The sequence below is a fragment of the Streptomyces sp. R28 genome (genome assembly GCF_041052385.1).
In the GTDB taxonomy this organism is placed as follows: domain Bacteria; phylum Actinomycetota; class Actinomycetes; order Streptomycetales; family Streptomycetaceae; genus Streptomyces.
This window is the reverse complement of record NZ_CP163439.1, coordinates 2,867,612-2,882,861: the sequence shown is the minus strand read 5'-3', so window position 1 is coordinate 2,882,861 and position 15,250 is coordinate 2,867,612. Positions and strand designations below refer to the sequence as shown.

Here is a 15,250-nt window from a genome sequence, read left to right as displayed (position 1 = left end):
AACACGGACACCACGCATGAAACGTTCCGCGTGTTGCCACACCCGCATTCTTGCTGCCGTTACCGATTCGTGTCACTCGCCTGTGGACAACTGCCTGCGATATGTCGGGCCTTACGGCCTTTTGGGCACGCCGGAGCCGGAATTGACAGCGCAACGACAGGTGCGGCGGATGGTTACGTGGGGGCCGTGCGACCGCTACGCGGGGTCGATCTCGCGCAGCAGACCCGTCTTCACGTCGAAGACGAAGCCCCGCACGTCGTCGGTGTGCAGCAGGAACGGCGAGGTGCGCACCCGCTGCATCGACTGCCGTACGTCCTGGTCGACGTCCCGGAAGGCCTCCACGGCCCAGGCGGGCCGCTGACCGACCTCCATCTCCAGGTCGGTGCGGAAGTCCTCGGTGATCGCCTCCAGGCCGCAGCCGGTGTGGTGGATCAGGACGATGCTGCGGGTGCCGAGCTTGCGCTGGCTGATGGTGAGCGAGCGGATCACATCGTCGGTGACGACGCCGCCGGCGTTGCGGATGGTGTGACAGTCACCGAGCTCCAGACCGAGCGCGGCGTGCAGGTCGAGACGGGCGTCCATGCAGGCGACGATGGCGACGTGGAGCACGGGGCGGGCGTCCATGCCGGGGTCGGTGAAGGCGGACGCGTATCGCGCGTTCGCCTCGACGAGACGGTCGGTGACCGTGCCGCGGTCGGCTATCGCACCTTCGGGACCAGTGGGAACCGATGCAGAAGTCGTCATACCCATGACGGTACTGGTCACGGCCACAGCGGTCCCGCTGTGAGAGGGGACAAAGAACGCCATCGAGCCTTGTTGTGAGCTAACCCACAGGGGTGGCGTGACTGCGCCCATACGAGCGATTTTCTCCGCTGTGCGGCTTCACCCGAACCCGAATCGGCGACGCGCAGGCCGGTTGATTGACCCCGAGACAGGGTGGACTAAAGTGGCGCGAAGCGGGAGGCGAGAACTCTCCCTGCTGGACTGTTTTCCCCCGGAGACCCCCGCGATTTTCCGGAGATCTCCCCACGTGCGCGGCGCGTACGTACGGCTCGGCCTCCTCCCGCTCCCGGCCGGCTGACGCTTCCGGCGCCGGCAGGCCTCCCCTTCACGAGCGGGCGGGGACCCGGCGGTGCGTACCGCCTCGCCGGATCTGAGAGGGCCCCTTGAGCCAGAGTCGACATGTCCCGGTGATGCTCCAGCGGTGCCTGGACCTGTTGGCTCCCGCCCTGCAGCGGCCGGGAGCGGTCGTCGTCGACTGCACGCTCGGGCTCGGCGGCCACAGCGAGGCTCTCCTGCAGCAGTTCCCCGAGGCCCGCCTCGTCGCCCTCGACCGCGACAAGGAGGCCCTGCGCCTGTCCGGCGAGCGGCTCGCACCGTACGGCGAGCGCGCGAGCCTCGTGCACGCTGTCTACGACGAGCTCCCGGACGTCCTGGAAAGGCTCGGCATCGCGCGCGTGCAGGGCGTCCTGTTCGACCTCGGCGTCTCCTCCATGCAGCTCGACGAGGCCGGCCGCGGCTTCGCCTACGCCCAGGACGCCCCCCTCGACATGCGCATGGACCAGACGACCGGGGTCAGCGCCGCCGAGGTCCTCAACACCTACCCGGCCGGTGAGCTGGTGCGGATCCTGCGCGCGTACGGCGAGGAGAAGCAGGCCAAGCGGATCGTGGGCGCCATCGTGCGCGAGCGTGAGAAGGAGCCGTTCAGCAACAGCGCGCGGCTCGTGGAGCTGATCCGGGACGCGCTGCCGCAGGCCGCCAAGCGCACCGGCGGCAATCCGGCCAAGCGCACCTTCCAGGCGCTGCGCATCGAGGTCAACGGCGAGCTCTCCGTCCTGGAGCAGGCGATCCCGGCCGCCGTGAAGGCTCTCGGCGTCGGCGGGCGGATCGCCGTCCTGTCGTACCACTCGCTGGAGGACCGGCTGGTCAAGCAGGTGTTCGCGGCCGGCGCCGCCAATACCGCCCCGCCCGGGCTGCCCGTCGTCCCCGAGCAGTACCAGCCCCGGCTCAAGCTGCTGACCCGCGGTGCCGAACTTCCCACCGAGGAAGAGGTCGCCGAGAACCGGCGCGCGGCACCGGCCCGCCTGCGGGGGGCCGAGCGGATCAGGGAGGACGTGGAGTGAAGGCAGGGGTGGGCGTCCGGGTCCAGGATTCGAACCCGTCAGTTGGAGAACCGGACCCGGGGGAGCGCGAGTGAGTAGGAAACCCGAACTGAGGGGGCGCGCCGCCAGACTCGCGCGGCTCTTCCCCACCGGGGCCGGGCAGGCCGCCCGCGCCCCCTTCGTCCTCCTTGTCGTCGTTCTCCTCGGCGGCGGCCTCATCGGGCTCCTCGTGCTGAACTCCGCCCTCAGTGAAGGCGCGTTCAAACTCGACGACCTGAAGCGGGACTCGAAAGCCCTCACCGACGAGGAGCAGTCCCTCCAGCGGGACATCGACGCCTACTCCGCCCCCGACGCCCTCCAGCGCCGCGCCCGGGAACTCGGCATGGTCCCCGGCGGCGACCCCGCCTTCCTCGGCCCCGACGGCACGGTCAAGGGCTCCCCCAGCCCCGCGCCCGCCGGCCAGAGCTCCGACTACGTCCCGCTCGTCTTCGCCCCCGAGGCCCTCGTGGACGAGCCCCCGGTGCCCCCGACACCCAGCCCGGCACCCACCCTGTCGGTCCCCGAGGGCACCTCCGCCGTGCCTGAGCGCGAGGCCCCTGACGTCGCCCCCGGCGTGCCCCAGTACGCACCCCCCGCCCAGTCCTCCACGTACCCGACCCCCGGCAGGTGACGGAAGTGTCCGACAGGGAACCACCGCGCCGCCGCGTGCCCGGACCCGCCAAGCCCGCCCGCTCCGGTGGTGCCCAGCGGCGCCCGGCCCCCGCGGCCCGCCCGGCCGGCCGCCCGGCACGGTCGCGCCCCATGCCCCCCGCCAAGATCCGGCTCGGCAGCCCCCGCCCCCGGCTGCGCATGGTCAGCCTGGCCCTGACCCTCGTCCTGATCGCCTTCGTCGTACGGCTGCTCCAGGTGCAGGCCGTCGACGCGAGCACATACGCCGCCAAGGCCGAGAAGAACCGGTACGTCGGCTACACCCTGGCCGCCGTGCGCGGCGGCATCACCGACCGCAACGGCGTGGCGCTGGCGACCAGCGTGGACGCGTACGACATCACGGCCGACCCCACGCTCTTCAGCCGCGAACAGCTGAAGATCGACGACGGCCCGGAGCAGGCGGCCGCCCTCCTTGCGCCGATTCTCGGCCAGGAGCCGGAGGCGATCGTCAAGAAGCTCCGGCCTGCGAACAAGAACCTGCGCTACACCCTGCTGGCGAGCCGCCAGACCCCCCAGGTCTGGAAGCAGATCAAGGACCTGAAGTCCGCGCTGGCCACCAAGGCCGAGCGGGACAAGAGCACGGCCAACGTCCTCGCGGGCGTGCTCTCGGTCGCCAGCAGCAAGCGGGTGTACCCGAACGGCGATCTCGCCGCCGGGATACTGGGCTGGGTCAACGCCGACGGCAAGGGCGGCGGCGGTATCGAGCAGCAGTTGAACAAGCAACTGTCCGGCAAGGACGGCGAGATCCGCTACGCCCAGTCCGGCGGCCGGCAGGTCCCCACCGCGGGCTCCACCGAGACGCCCGCCGTGCCCGGCAGCGACGTCGAGCTCACCATCGACCGCGACATCCAGTGGGCCGCGCAGAACGCGATCACCGAGCAGGTGGAGGAGTCCAAGGCGGACCGCGGCTATGTGATCGTCCAGGACGCCCGCACCGGCGAGATCCTCGCCATGGCCAACTCGCCCGGCTTCGACCCGAACGACCTCTCCGCGGCCAGCGGCGAGAACATGGGCAACGCGGCCGTCCAGGACGCCTACGAGCCCGGCTCCACCGCGAAGGTCATGTCGATGGCCGCCGTACTGGAGGAGGGCGTGGCCACGCCCGGCACGCATGTCGTCGTACCCAACCGGCTGCACCGCGGCGACCGGCTCTTCAAGGACGACATCGACCACGCGACCTGGTTCCTGACGCTCAACGGCGTCCTCGCCAAGTCCAGCAACATCGGCACCATCCTGGCCACCGGCCAGCTGGGCAGGACCCAGCCGCAGGCGAACAAGGTCCTCTACGACTACCTGCGCAGGTTCGGCATCGGCAGCTACAGCGGCCTCGGCTTCCCCGGCGAGACCCGGGGCATCCTCGCCGCCCCGGGCAAGTGGTCGACCTCGCAGCAGTACACGATTCCTTTCGGCCAGGGCCTGTCCCTCAACGCGATGCAGGCGGCCTCCGTCTACTCCACGATCGCCAACGGCGGCGTACGCGTCGAACCCACGCTCGTGCGCGGCACCCAGGGGCCCGACGGGCAGTTCACCGACGCCCCGGCACCCAAGAAGACCAGGGTCATCGGCGCCAAGACGGCGAAGATGCTCGCCCAGATGCTGGAGTCGGTCGTGGACGACAAGGAGGGCACCGGCACCAAGGCGCGCATCCCCGGCTACCGGGTCGCGGGCAAGACGGGTACGGCGAACCGCGTGGATCCGGCCACCGGCAAGTACCGCGGCTACACGTCGTCGTTCGCCGGCTTCGCGCCCGCGGACAAGCCCCGCGTCACCGTCTACTGCGCCATCCAGAACGCCACCGCGGGCAACTACTTCGGCGGCCAGATCTGCGGCCCCATCTACAAGAAGGTGATGGAGTTCGCCCTGAAGACCCTTCAGATCCCGCCGACCGGGGCCAAGGCCGCGAAGCTCCCGGTCGCCTACAAACCCTGACCCCCTGATCAGCACCGAGCAGCCAGGAACCACCTCGTGACTACGATCACCCCCGACTCCGGGAACCAGGGCGCGCCCCGCCCCTCACTTCGCTCCCAGGCGGGTGCGCCCGGTACGCTCACCGCCGTGCCACACGCTGATCAGTCCCAAACCACCCAGAAGGGCGCATCCGTGACGTATCCGGGGCCGCCCAGGCCGGCGCAGCTCTCCGCCACACCCCTCGCGGAACTCGCCGATCAGCTGGGTGCCGCCGCGCCGGACCGCGCGGACGCCGTCGAGGTCACGGGCATCACCCATGACTCGCGCGCCGTCCGCCCCGGCGATCTGTACGCCGCCCTCCCGGGCGCCCGCCTGCACGGCGCCGACTTCGTCACGCAGGCCGCGGGCCTCGGCGCGGTCGCCGTGCTCACCGACCCGACCGGCGCCGAGCGCGCCGCCGCGACCGGCCTGCCGGTCCTGGCCGTGGAGGATCCACGCGGGCTGATGGGCGAGCTGGCGGCCACGATCTACGGCCACCCCGGCCGTGACCTGCTGCAGATCGGCATCACCGGCACCTCCGGCAAGACCACCACGGCGTATCTCGTCGAGGGTGCCCTCAAGACCGCCCGGACGACCGGACTCATCGGCACGGTCGAGATGCGCATCGGCGACGAGCGCATCAAGTCCGAGCGCACCACCCCCGAAGCCACCGACCTGCAGGCCCTGTTCGCCGTCATGCGCGAACGCGGCGTGGAGGCGGTCGCCATGGAGGTCTCCAGCCACGCGCTGGTCCTCGGCCGCGTCGACGCCTGCGTCTTCGACATCGCCGTGTTCACCAACCTCAGCCCGGAGCACATGGAGTTCCACTCCGACATGGAGGACTACTTCCGGGCCAAGGCGCAGCTGTTCACCCCCAAACGCAGCAAACTCGGCGTCGTCAACCTCGACGACGAGTACGGCCGCAGGCTCGCCAAGGAAGCGACCGTCCCGGTCGTCACCTTCTCCGCGGAGGGCCACCCGGACGCCGACTGGCGAGCCGATGACGTCGAAGTCGGCCCCATGGACTCGACGTTCACCGTGATCGGCCCCAAGGGTGAGCGGATCGCCGCCAGGTCGCCGATCGCGGGCCCCTTCAACGTGGCGAACACCCTCGCCGCCATCACCGCCCTGGCCGCCGCCGGCCTCGACGCGCAGGCCGCCGCCGACGGCATCGCCGCCGTGCCGGGTGTGCCGGGCCGCCTCGAGCGGGTGGACGCCGGGCAGCCGTATCTCGCGGTCGTGGACTACGCCCACAAGACCGACGCCGTCGAATCGGTGCTCAAGGCGCTCCGCAAGGTCACCGAGGGCAGTCTGCACATCGTGCTCGGCTGCGGCGGCGACCGTGACGTGACCAAGCGCGAGCCGATGGGCGCCGCCGCGGCCCGGCTCGCCGACACCGCCGTACTGACCTCCGACAACCCCCGTTCCGAAGACCCCCTCGCGATCCTCGCAACCATGCTCCAGGGCGCGGCGTCCGTGCCAGTACACGAGCGTGGCGAGGTCCAGGTCTTCGAGGACCGGGCCGCCGCGATCGCCGCAGCCGTCGCCCGTGCCCAGCCCGGTGACACCGTGCTGGTCGCCGGCAAGGGCCATGAGCAGGGCCAGGACATCGCCGGAGTGGTCCGCCCCTTCGACGACCGCCAGGTGCTTCGCGAAGCTATCCAGAAGACCCAGGGATGAACTTGTGATCGCCCTCTCTCTCGCCGAGATCGCAGAAGTCGTCGGCGGGCAGACGTACGACATACCGGATCCGTCCGTCCAGGTCACCGGACCGGTCGTCCGGGACTCCCGCGAAGTGGAGCCCGGCACCCTCTTCGCCGCCTTCGTCGGCGAGCGCGTGGACGGCCATGACTACGCCGAGCAGGTCGTCGAAGCGGGCGCGGTCGCCGTACTGGCGTCGCGCCCCGTCGGTGTTCCCGCGATCGTCGTGGCCGACGTCCAGAAGGCCCTCGGTGCCCTCGCCCGCCATGTCGTACGACGGCTCGGCGCGACCCTCGTGGCCCTGACCGGCTCGGCGGGCAAGACCAGCACCAAGGACCTGATCGCCCAGGTGCTCCAGCGCAAGGCGCCCACCGTGTGGACGCCGGGCTCGCTCAACAACGAGATCGGGCTGCCGCTGACCGCTCTCAGCGCCACCGAGGAGACCAAGTTCCTCGTCCTGGAGATGGGCGCCCGCGGCATCGGCCACATCCGCTACCTCGCCGATCTCACGCCCCCGAAGATCGGCCTCGTGCTCAACGTCGGCACCGCCCACATCGGCGAGTTCGGCGGCCGCGAGCAGATCGCGCAGGCCAAGGGCGAGCTCGTGGAGAGCCTGCCGGCGGCGGAAGACGGCGGCGTCGCGGTCCTCAACGCCGACGATCCCCTCGTACGGGCCATGGCGTCCCGTACGAAGGCGAAGGTGATCCTTTTCGGAGAGTCAGGCGAAGCGGACGTACGCGCCGAGAACGTGAGACTCACGGACAGCGGACAGCCTGCTTTCACCCTTCGCACACCCTCCGGTGCAAGCGATGTGACCATGCGCCTGTACGGTGAGCACCACGTGTCGAACGCGCTCGCCGCGGCCGCCGTCGCCCATGAGCTGGGCATGTCCGCGGAAGAGATCGCCACCGCACTCTCCGAGGCGGGCTCCCTCTCCCGCTGGCGGATGGAGGTCACCGAGCGCCCGGACGGCGTGACGGTCGTCAACGACGCCTACAACGCGAACCCCGAGTCCATGAGGGCCGCTCTGCGTGCCCTTGCTGCCATGGGCGAAGCCGCACGGGCGAAAGGGGGCCGTACGTGGGCGGTGCTCGGCAAGATGGCCGAGCTCGGGGACGAGGCGCTCGCCGAGCACGACGCGGTCGGGCGGCTCGCCGTCCGGCTCAACGTCAGCAAGCTCGTCGCGGTCGGGGGCAGGGAAGCGTCCTGGCTGCAACTGGGCGCATATAACGAGGGTTCGTGGGGTGAGGAGTCGGTGCACGTGTCCGACGCACAGGCGGCGGTCGACCTGTTGCGCAGCGAGCTGCGCCCGGGGGACGTCGTACTCGTGAAGGCGTCCCGTTCGGTCGGCCTGGAGGGCGTCGCACAGGCGCTGCTCGAGACCGGTGCCGAGGGTGAGGTTGCCGCCCGATGATGAACCAGATCCTGTTCGCAGGAGTCATTGGTCTCTTCCTGACCCTGATCGGCACCCCGCTGCTGATCAAGCTCCTCGCGCGCAAGGGCTACGGCCAGTACATCCGCGACGACGGCCCGCGCGAGCACGCCAGCAAGCGCGGTACGCCGACGATGGGCGGTATCGCCTTCATCCTGGCGACCATCGCCGCCTACTTCCTGTCGAAGCTCATCACGGGCAAGCCGCCGACCTACTCCGGTCTGCTGGTGCTCGGCCTGATGTTCGGCATGGGTCTGGTCGGCTTCCTCGACGACTACATCAAGATCGTCAAGCGGCGCTCGCTGGGCCTGCGGGCCAAGGCCAAGCTGGCCGGCCAGCTGCTCGGCGGCATCGCCTTCGCGGTGCTCTCGCTGCAGTTCGAGGACGCCCGCGGCAACACCCCGGCGTCCACGAAGCTGTCGTTCATCACCGACTTCGGCTGGACGATCGGCCCGGTGCTGTTCGTCGTCTGGGCGCTGTTCATGATCCTCGCGATGTCGAACGGCGTGAACCTGACCGACGGTCTGGACGGTCTGGCCACCGGCGCCTCCGTCCTGGTCTTCGGCGCCTACACCTTCATCGGCGTCTGGCAGTTCCAGGAGTCCTGTGCCAACGCGCAGATCCTGCCCAGCCCCAACGCCTGCTACGAAGTGCGTGATCCGCTCGATCTCGCCGTCGTCTCCGCGGCGCTGATGGGCTCCTGCCTCGGCTTCCTGTGGTGGAACACGTCGCCGGCCAAGATCTTCATGGGCGACACCGGCTCGCTCGCGCTCGGCGGTGTGCTCGCCGGTCTCGCGATCTGCTCCCGCACCGAACTGCTGCTCGCCATCCTCGGCGGCCTGTTCGTGCTGATCACCATGTCGGTGGTCATCCAGGTCGGCTCCTTCCGCCTCACCGGCAAGCGCGTCTTCAGGATGGCGCCACTGCAGCACCACTTCGAACTCAAGGGCTGGTCCGAAGTCCTTGTGGTGGTCCGTTTCTGGATCATCCAGGGCATCTGTGTGATTGTCGGACTGGGCCTCTTCTATGCGGGATGGGCAGCGGACAAGTGACCGACTGGCAGGGTAAGAACGTCACCGTCGCCGGGCTCGGCGTCTCCGGGATCCCGGCGGCCAAGGTGCTGCACGGCCTCGGCGCGCAGGTCACCGTTGTCAACGACGGCGACGACGCACGCGCGCGTGCCCAGGCCACCGAACTGGAGGCGATCGGTGTCACCGTCCGCCTCGGCGACGGGGCGACCCTGCCCGAAGGCACCGAACTGATCGTCACCGCGCCCGGCTGGAAGCCGGACAAGCCGCTGTTCGCGGCGGCTCATGAAGCGGGCGTCCCGGTCTGGGGCGACGTGGAGCTGGCCTGGCGGCTGCGCGGCCCCGACGCCGCGCCCTGGCTCGCCGTCACCGGCACCAACGGCAAGACCACGACCGTCCAGATGCTGGCCTCGATCCTCAAGGCGGCGGGCCTGCGCACGGCCGCCGTCGGCAACATCGGCGTCTCGCTCCTCGACGCGGTGCTGGGCGAGGAGCAGTACGACGTCCTGGCCGTGGAGTTGTCCAGCTACCAGCTCCACTGGGCGCCCTCGCTGCGGGCCCACTCGGCGGCGGTGCTGAACATCGCCCCCGACCACCTCGACTGGCACGGCTCCATGGAGGCGTACGCCAAGGACAAGGGCCGTATCTACGAGGGCAACCGCGTCGCCTGCGTCTACAACGTCGCCGACAAGGCCACCGAGGACCTGGTGCGCGAGGCCGACGTCGAGGAGGGCTGCCGGGCCATCGGCTTCACGCTGGGCACCCCCGGGCCGTCGCAACTCGGCGTCGTGGAGGGCATCCTCGTCGACCGCGCCTTCGTCGAGGACCGACAGAAGAACGCCCAGGAGCTCGCCGAGGTCGCCGACGTCGACCCGCCGGCCCCGCACAACATCGCCAACGCCCTCGCGGCAGCGGCCCTCGCCCGGGCCTACGGGGTGCCTCCCAAGGCCGTACGCGACGGCCTACGGGCCTTCACCCCGGACGCCCACCGCATCGCGCATGTGGCGGACGTGGACGGGGTCGCGTACGTCGACGACTCCAAGGCCACCAACACCCACGCGGCGGAGGCCTCGTTGGCTGCCTACGAGTCCATCGTGTGGATCGCGGGCGGGCTCGCCAAGGGCGCCGTCTTCGAGGAGCTGGTCACCAAGTCGGCGAAGCGGCTTCGCGCGGCCGTGCTCATCGGCGCGGATCGCGCCCTGATCCGTGAAGCCCTAGCGCGACACGCGCCGGAAGTACCCGTCGTCGACCTCGACCGGACCGACACTGGGGCGATGCTCGCGGCAGTCCAGGAGGCGAAGGGCCTCGCACAGCCCGGCGACACGGTGCTCCTTGCCCCGGCCTGTGCCTCGATGGACATGTTCGCCAACTACAACCAGCGCGGTGACGCGTTCGCGGAGGCGGTTCGCGAACTCGGCGCGGGCGCCTGACGCCGGGTCTCGGCCACTGCGGGTGCTTCGGGACCCTTGGAGGGACGCGTGACTCGGATGTGGCTGGACGGTACGCATGCCCACGGCGAGGCGGTGAGTGGCGATGCCCGGTAGCCGTACGGGACGACCCCCCGTCCAGCGGGCGGTTCGGCGCCCCGTCGCTCCCGGGCCGCCGCGCGACAACGCCGTACGGCGGCTCCACACGCGCCTGCACCGGGCCTGGGACCGGCCGCTGACCGCGTACTACCTGATCCTCGGCGGCAGCCTGCTGATCACCGTGCTCGGTCTGGTGATGGTCTACTCGGCCTCCCAGATCACCGCACTGCAGATGTCGCTGCCCGGCTCGTATTTCTTCCGCAAGCAGCTGCTGGCCGCCGTGATCGGCTCCGGACTGCTGTTCGCCGCCTCCAGGATGCCCGTGAAGCTGCACCGGGCCCTCGCCTACCCGATCCTCGCCGGTGCCGTCTTCCTGATGGCGCTGGTGCAGGTGCCCGGGATAGGAGTCGCGGTCAACGGCAACCAGAACTGGATCGCCCTCGGCGGCTCCTTCCAGGTCCAGCCCAGCGAGTTCGGCAAGCTCGCGCTGGTGCTGTGGGGCGCCGACCTGATCGCGCGCAAGCAGGACAAGAAGCTGCTGACGCAGTGGAAGCACATGCTCGTGCCGCTCGTGCCGGTCGCCTTCATGCTGCTCGGGCTGATCATGCTCGGCGGCGACATGGGTACGGCGATCATCCTGTCGGCGATCCTGTTCGGCCTGCTGTGGCTGGCGGGGGCACCGACCCGGCTGTTCGTGGGGGTGCTGTCGGTCGCCGCCGCGATCGGTGTGATCCTCATCAAGAGCAGCGAGAACCGCATGGCCCGCCTGCAGTGCCTCGGCGCCACCGAGCCGCGCAGCGGTCTCGTCGACTGCTGGCAGGCCGTGCACGGCATCTACGCGCTCGCCTCCGGCGGAATCTTCGGCTCCGGACTGGGTGCGAGTGTGGAGAAATGGGGACAACTCCCTGAAGCCCACACGGACTTCATCTTCGCCGTCACCGGTGAGGAACTGGGCTTGTCGGGGACGGTGTCGGTGCTCGCCCTCTTCGCGGCTCTAGGCTATGCGGGTATCCGCGTGGCCGGACGCACGGAGGACCCCTTCGTGAGGTATGCCGCGGGAGGTGTGACCACCTGGATCACCGCGCAAGCCGTGATCAACATCGGTGCGGTGCTCGGCCTGCTGCCGATCGCCGGCGTCCCCCTCCCGCTGTTCTCCTACGGGGGATCCGCCTTGCTGCCGACCATGTTCGCCATCGGGCTGCTGATCGCCTTCGCACGCGACGAGCCCGCTGCGCGGGCAGCGCTTTCTGCGCGGCAACCCCGCTTTGGTAGAAAGCGTGCGGGAGGTGCCGGCCGCGGCCGGGAGCCTCGGAGATGGAACACGATGCGACGGCGTGCCTCGGCGGCGCGCTCGTCCGGAGAGCGGTGAATTTCGGTGCATGTCGTACTCGCCGGCGGGGGGACCGCCGGCCACATCGAGCCCGCGCTCGCCCTCGCGGACGCCCTGCGCAGGCAGGACCCGACCGTGGGGATCACGGCCCTGGGCACGGAGCGCGGCCTGGAGACCACGCTCGTTCCGCAGCGGGGCTATGAGCTCGCGCTGATCCCCGCAGTCCCGCTGCCGCGCAAGCCGACGCCTGAGCTGATCACCGTCCCGGGCCGACTGCGCGGCACGATCAAGGCGACCGAGCAGATCCTGGAGCGCACGAAGGCGGACTGCGTCGTCGGATTCGGCGGCTATGTCGCCCTGCCCGGCTACCTCGCCGCCAAGCGCCTCGGCGTGCCGATCGTCATCCACGAGGCCAACGCCCGCCCGGGCCTCGCCAACAAGATCGGTTCGCGGTACGCCGCCCAGGTCGCCGTCTCCACCCCGGACAGCAAGCTGCGCAATTCGCGCTACATCGGCATCCCGCTGCGCCGGTCCGTCGCCACCCTCGACCGGGCCGCGGTGCGCCCCGAGGCCCGCGCCGCGTTCGGGCTCGACCCGAACCTGCCCACGCTGCTGGTCTCCGGCGGTTCGCAGGGCGCCCGGCGCCTGAACGAGGTCGTCCAGCAGGTCGCGCCCTGGCTCCAGCAGGCAGGCATCCAGATCCTGCACGCGGTCGGCCCGAAGAACGAACTGCCGCAGGTGCACCAGATGCCGGGGATGCCCCCCTACATCCCGGTAAGTTACCTGGACCGGATGGACCTCGCGTACGCCGCGGCCGACATGATGCTCTGCCGCGCGGGCGCGATGACCGTCGCCGAACTCTCTGCCGTCGGGCTTCCGGCCGCCTACGTCCCGCTGCCCATCGGCAACGGCGAACAGCGGCTGAACGCCCAGCCGGTGGTCAAGGCCGGCGGCGGACTGCTGGTCGACGACGCGGAACTGACGCCCGAGTGGGTGCAGCAGAACGTCCTGCCCGTGCTCGCCGACCCGCACCGGCTGTACGAGATGTCCCGCGCCGCAAGCGAGTTCGGCCGCCGGGACGCCGACGACCTGCTCGTCGGCATGGTGTACGAGGCGATCGCCTCACACCGCCGCTAGGAACGTATGACGGAGGGCAGGGAGCGTGGCCGGACCGACGACCGCCGAGCGCGGTGAACGCCAGCAGGAGTCGTCCGACCCGCCCCTCGTCCGGCGGTTGAGGCGGCGACGCATCCGCCTTCGTGTGATCATCATTCTTGCCGTCGTGCTCGCGCTCCTCGGCGCGGGATCGGTGTGGCTGCTGTACGGCTCCAAATGGCTGCGCGTCGAGGGCGTATCCGTCTCCGGGACCCGGGTCCTGACGCCCGCGCAGGTCCGCGAGGCGGCCGACGTTCCCGTCGGAGCGCCGCTGATTTCCGTCGACACCGATGCGATTGAGGCAAGGCTGCGCCGGAAATTGCCCCGAATTGACGCGGTTGACGTGGTCCGCTCCTGGCCGCATGGAATCGGTCTGAAAGTGGTGGAGCGTACTCCGGTTCTGATTGTCCAAAGAGGCGGAAAGTTCGTCGAAGTGGACGATGAAGGTGTCCGATTCGCCACGGTTTCTGAGGCTCCGAAAGGCGTTCCCGCACTGGAATTGACGGTGTCCCGGTCGAGCTCCGCCGCCGCGAGCCTGCGCCGCTTCGGCGAGGACCGTCTGGTGCGGGAGGCGGTGCGGGTCGCCGATGCCATTCCGGCCGCCGTCACGCGTGTCACCAGGGTCGTCAAGGTCCGTTCCTACGACGACATCTCACTGGAGTTGGGCGACGGCCGGACCGTCGCATGGGGGAGTGGCGAGAAGGGGGCCGCGAAGGCTCGCACACTCACTGCTCTCATGAAAGCCTCGCCGGATGCGGGGTACTTCGACGTCAGCGTTCCCACCGCCCCTGCGTCATCGGCGAGTTGACGCACATCTGCGCAGGCCAGCACCCTGGTTGGGCAGCGACATGGCTGATCACATAGGGTGAAAAGAAAAACGGGAGGTTCGGCGTGTTCGTTGAACGTGCGCCACTTGTCGACTTAGTGTCCTGTTCAGAAGACTTCAAGGAACAGACACACTGGTAACCCTAAACTTCAGGGTTAGGGTTCGGGTCGGCGCTACGGACCGTCCCATTCGGCATCAGTCGCCGGGTTCGCGGAGCAGAGCGCTTCCCCGTGATCCGACGACCCGTAACTCGAGGCGAGAGGCCTTCGACGTGGCAGCACCGCAGAACTACCTCGCAGTCATCAAAGTCATCGGTGTCGGCGGCGGTGGTGTCAATGCCATCAACCGGATGATCGAGGTCGGTCTCAAGGGCGTCGAGTTCATCGCCATCAACACCGACGCGCAAGCTCTGTTGATGAGCGACGCCGACGTCAAGCTCGACGTCGGCCGTGAACTCACCCGCGGACTCGGCGCCGGAGCCAACCCGGCCGTCGGCCGCAAGGCCGCCGAGGACCACCGCGAGGAGATCGAAGAGGTCCTCAAGGGGGCCGACATGGTCTTCGTGACGGCCGGTGAAGGCGGCGGCACCGGCACCGGCGGCGCACCCGTCGTGGCCAATATCGCCCGCAATCTGGGCGCCCTCACCATCGGCGTGGTCACGCGCCCGTTCACCTTCGAGGGACGGCGCCGCGCCAACCAGGCCGAGGACGGCATCGCCGAACTCCGCGAAGAGGTCGACACCCTCATCGTCATCCCGAACGACCGGCTGCTCTCCATCTCGGACCGCCAGGTCTCGGTGCTGGACGCCTTCAAGTCGGCCGACCAGGTCCTGCTCTCCGGTGTCCAGGGCATCACCGACCTCATCACCACGCCGGGTCTGATCAACCTCGACTTCGCCGACGTCAAGTCGGTCATGTCCGAGGCCGGTTCGGCCCTCATGGGCATCGGCTCGGCCCGCGGCGACGACCGCGCGGTGGCCGCGGCCGAGATGGCGATCTCCTCGCCGCTGCTGGAGGCGTCCATCGACGGCGCCCGGGGCGTGCTGCTCTCCATCTCCGGCGGCTCGGACCTCGGCCTGTTCGAGATCAACGAAGCGGCCCAGCTGGTCAGTGAGGCCGCCCACCCCGAGGCCAACATCATCTTCGGCGCGGTCATCGACGACGCCCTCGGCGACGAGGTCCGGGTCACCGTGATCGCGGCCGGCTTCGACGGCGGTCAGCCGCCGGCCCGGCGGGACAACGTCCTCGGCTCGACCTCGTCCTCCTCCTCGACCTCGTCCTCGCCCCGCCGCGAGGAGCCCACTCCGGTACGGCAGACCGAGAGTCGGCCGTCCTTCGGCTCGCTCGGCAGCGTCACGCCGAAGGAGGAGGCCGAGCCCACCGCGCCGGACCCGGTGGCCGACATCCCGGTCGCCCCGCCGGTCCCGCCGTCGCGGACCTACGCCGACAGCGCGGCCGAAGAGCTGGACGTCCCGGACTTCCTTAAGTGATCCTTC

At 70.0% G+C, this 15,250-nt stretch carries 12 protein-coding genes; 11 read left to right on the top strand and 1 reads right to left on the bottom strand.

Annotated elements, in window-relative coordinates; genetic code table 11:
- Nucleotides 1-195: 195 nt before the first annotated feature.
- The gene (locus tag AB5J49_RS12660; protein ID WP_369168708.1) at nt 196-744 is read right to left on the bottom strand and encodes a beta-class carbonic anhydrase; all 549 of its coding nucleotides are present in this window, start codon (nt 742-744) and stop codon (nt 196-198) included.
- 422 nt (nt 745-1,166) lie between these two features.
- Here AB5J49_RS12660 and rsmH point away from each other — a divergent pair, with 422 nt between their 5' ends.
- From rsmH to ftsZ, 11 genes are all read left to right on the top strand, one after another.
- A complete protein-coding gene (rsmH, locus tag AB5J49_RS12655) occupies nt 1,167-2,123 on the top strand; it encodes a 16S rRNA (cytosine(1402)-N(4))-methyltransferase RsmH (RefSeq protein WP_369168707.1) in 957 nt (318 codons plus the stop codon).
- A gap of 70 nt (nt 2,124-2,193) precedes the next feature.
- Nucleotides 2,194-2,772, top strand: coding sequence for a hypothetical protein (locus AB5J49_RS12650; protein ID WP_369168706.1), 579 nt, complete (start codon nt 2,194-2,196; stop codon nt 2,770-2,772).
- 5 nt (nt 2,773-2,777) lie between these two features.
- The gene (locus AB5J49_RS12645; RefSeq protein ID WP_369168705.1) at nt 2,778-4,739 is read left to right on the top strand and encodes a peptidoglycan D,D-transpeptidase FtsI family protein; all 1,962 of its coding nucleotides are present in this window, start codon (nt 2,778-2,780) and stop codon (nt 4,737-4,739) included.
- A gap of 171 nt (nt 4,740-4,910) precedes the next feature.
- A complete protein-coding gene (locus tag AB5J49_RS12640) occupies nt 4,911-6,437 on the top strand; it encodes a UDP-N-acetylmuramoyl-L-alanyl-D-glutamate--2,6-diaminopimelate ligase (RefSeq protein WP_369175113.1) in 1,527 nt (508 codons plus the stop codon).
- A gap of 4 nt (nt 6,438-6,441) precedes the next feature.
- A complete protein-coding gene (gene murF, locus AB5J49_RS12635) occupies nt 6,442-7,872 on the top strand; it encodes a UDP-N-acetylmuramoyl-tripeptide--D-alanyl-D-alanine ligase (RefSeq protein ID WP_369168704.1) in 1,431 nt (476 codons plus the stop codon).
- On the top strand, nt 7,869-8,942 hold the full coding sequence (gene mraY / locus AB5J49_RS12630; RefSeq protein WP_369168703.1) for a phospho-N-acetylmuramoyl-pentapeptide-transferase: 1,074 nt from the start codon (nt 7,869-7,871) through the stop codon (nt 8,940-8,942). The genes murF and mraY overlap by 4 nt, the downstream gene beginning before the upstream one ends.
- Nucleotides 8,924-10,348, top strand: coding sequence for a UDP-N-acetylmuramoyl-L-alanine--D-glutamate ligase (gene murD, locus AB5J49_RS12625; RefSeq protein WP_369168702.1), 1,425 nt, complete (start codon nt 8,924-8,926; stop codon nt 10,346-10,348). Before mraY ends, murD begins: the two co-directional genes overlap by 19 nt.
- A 103-nt stretch (nt 10,349-10,451) precedes the next feature.
- Nucleotides 10,452-11,813 (top strand): putative lipid II flippase FtsW, encoded by a 1,362-nt coding sequence (ftsW, locus tag AB5J49_RS12620; protein ID WP_369168701.1) that lies wholly within the window; start codon nt 10,452-10,454, stop codon nt 11,811-11,813.
- Between the two features lie 6 nt (nt 11,814-11,819).
- Nucleotides 11,820-12,911, top strand: coding sequence for an undecaprenyldiphospho-muramoylpentapeptide beta-N-acetylglucosaminyltransferase (murG, locus tag AB5J49_RS12615; RefSeq protein WP_369168700.1), 1,092 nt, complete (start codon nt 11,820-11,822; stop codon nt 12,909-12,911).
- 25 nt (nt 12,912-12,936) lie between these two features.
- Complete coding sequence (locus AB5J49_RS12610; protein ID WP_369168699.1) at nt 12,937-13,737, top strand: cell division protein FtsQ/DivIB; 801 nt, start codon at nt 12,937-12,939, stop codon at nt 13,735-13,737.
- Nucleotides 13,738-14,026: 289 nt separating this feature from the next.
- The gene (gene ftsZ / locus AB5J49_RS12605) at nt 14,027-15,244 is read left to right on the top strand and encodes a cell division protein FtsZ (protein ID WP_369168698.1); all 1,218 of its coding nucleotides are present in this window, start codon (nt 14,027-14,029) and stop codon (nt 15,242-15,244) included.
- Nucleotides 15,245-15,250 lie beyond the last annotated feature (6 nt).

Excerpts from the sequence above, each read along its gene's own strand:
- mraY (WP_369168703.1), top strand. The coding sequence starts at position 7,869 with ATGATGAACCAGATCCTGTTCGCAGGAGTCATTGGTCTCTTCCTGACC.
- ftsW (WP_369168701.1), top strand. The coding sequence starts at position 10,452 with ATGCCCGGTAGCCGTACGGGACGACCCCCCGTCCAGCGGGCGGTTCGG.
- murD (WP_369168702.1), top strand. The coding sequence starts at position 8,924 with ATGGGCAGCGGACAAGTGACCGACTGGCAGGGTAAGAACGTCACCGTC.
- AB5J49_RS12660 (WP_369168708.1), bottom strand. The coding sequence starts at position 744 with ATGACGACTTCTGCATCGGTTCCCACTGGTCCCGAAGGTGCGATAGCC.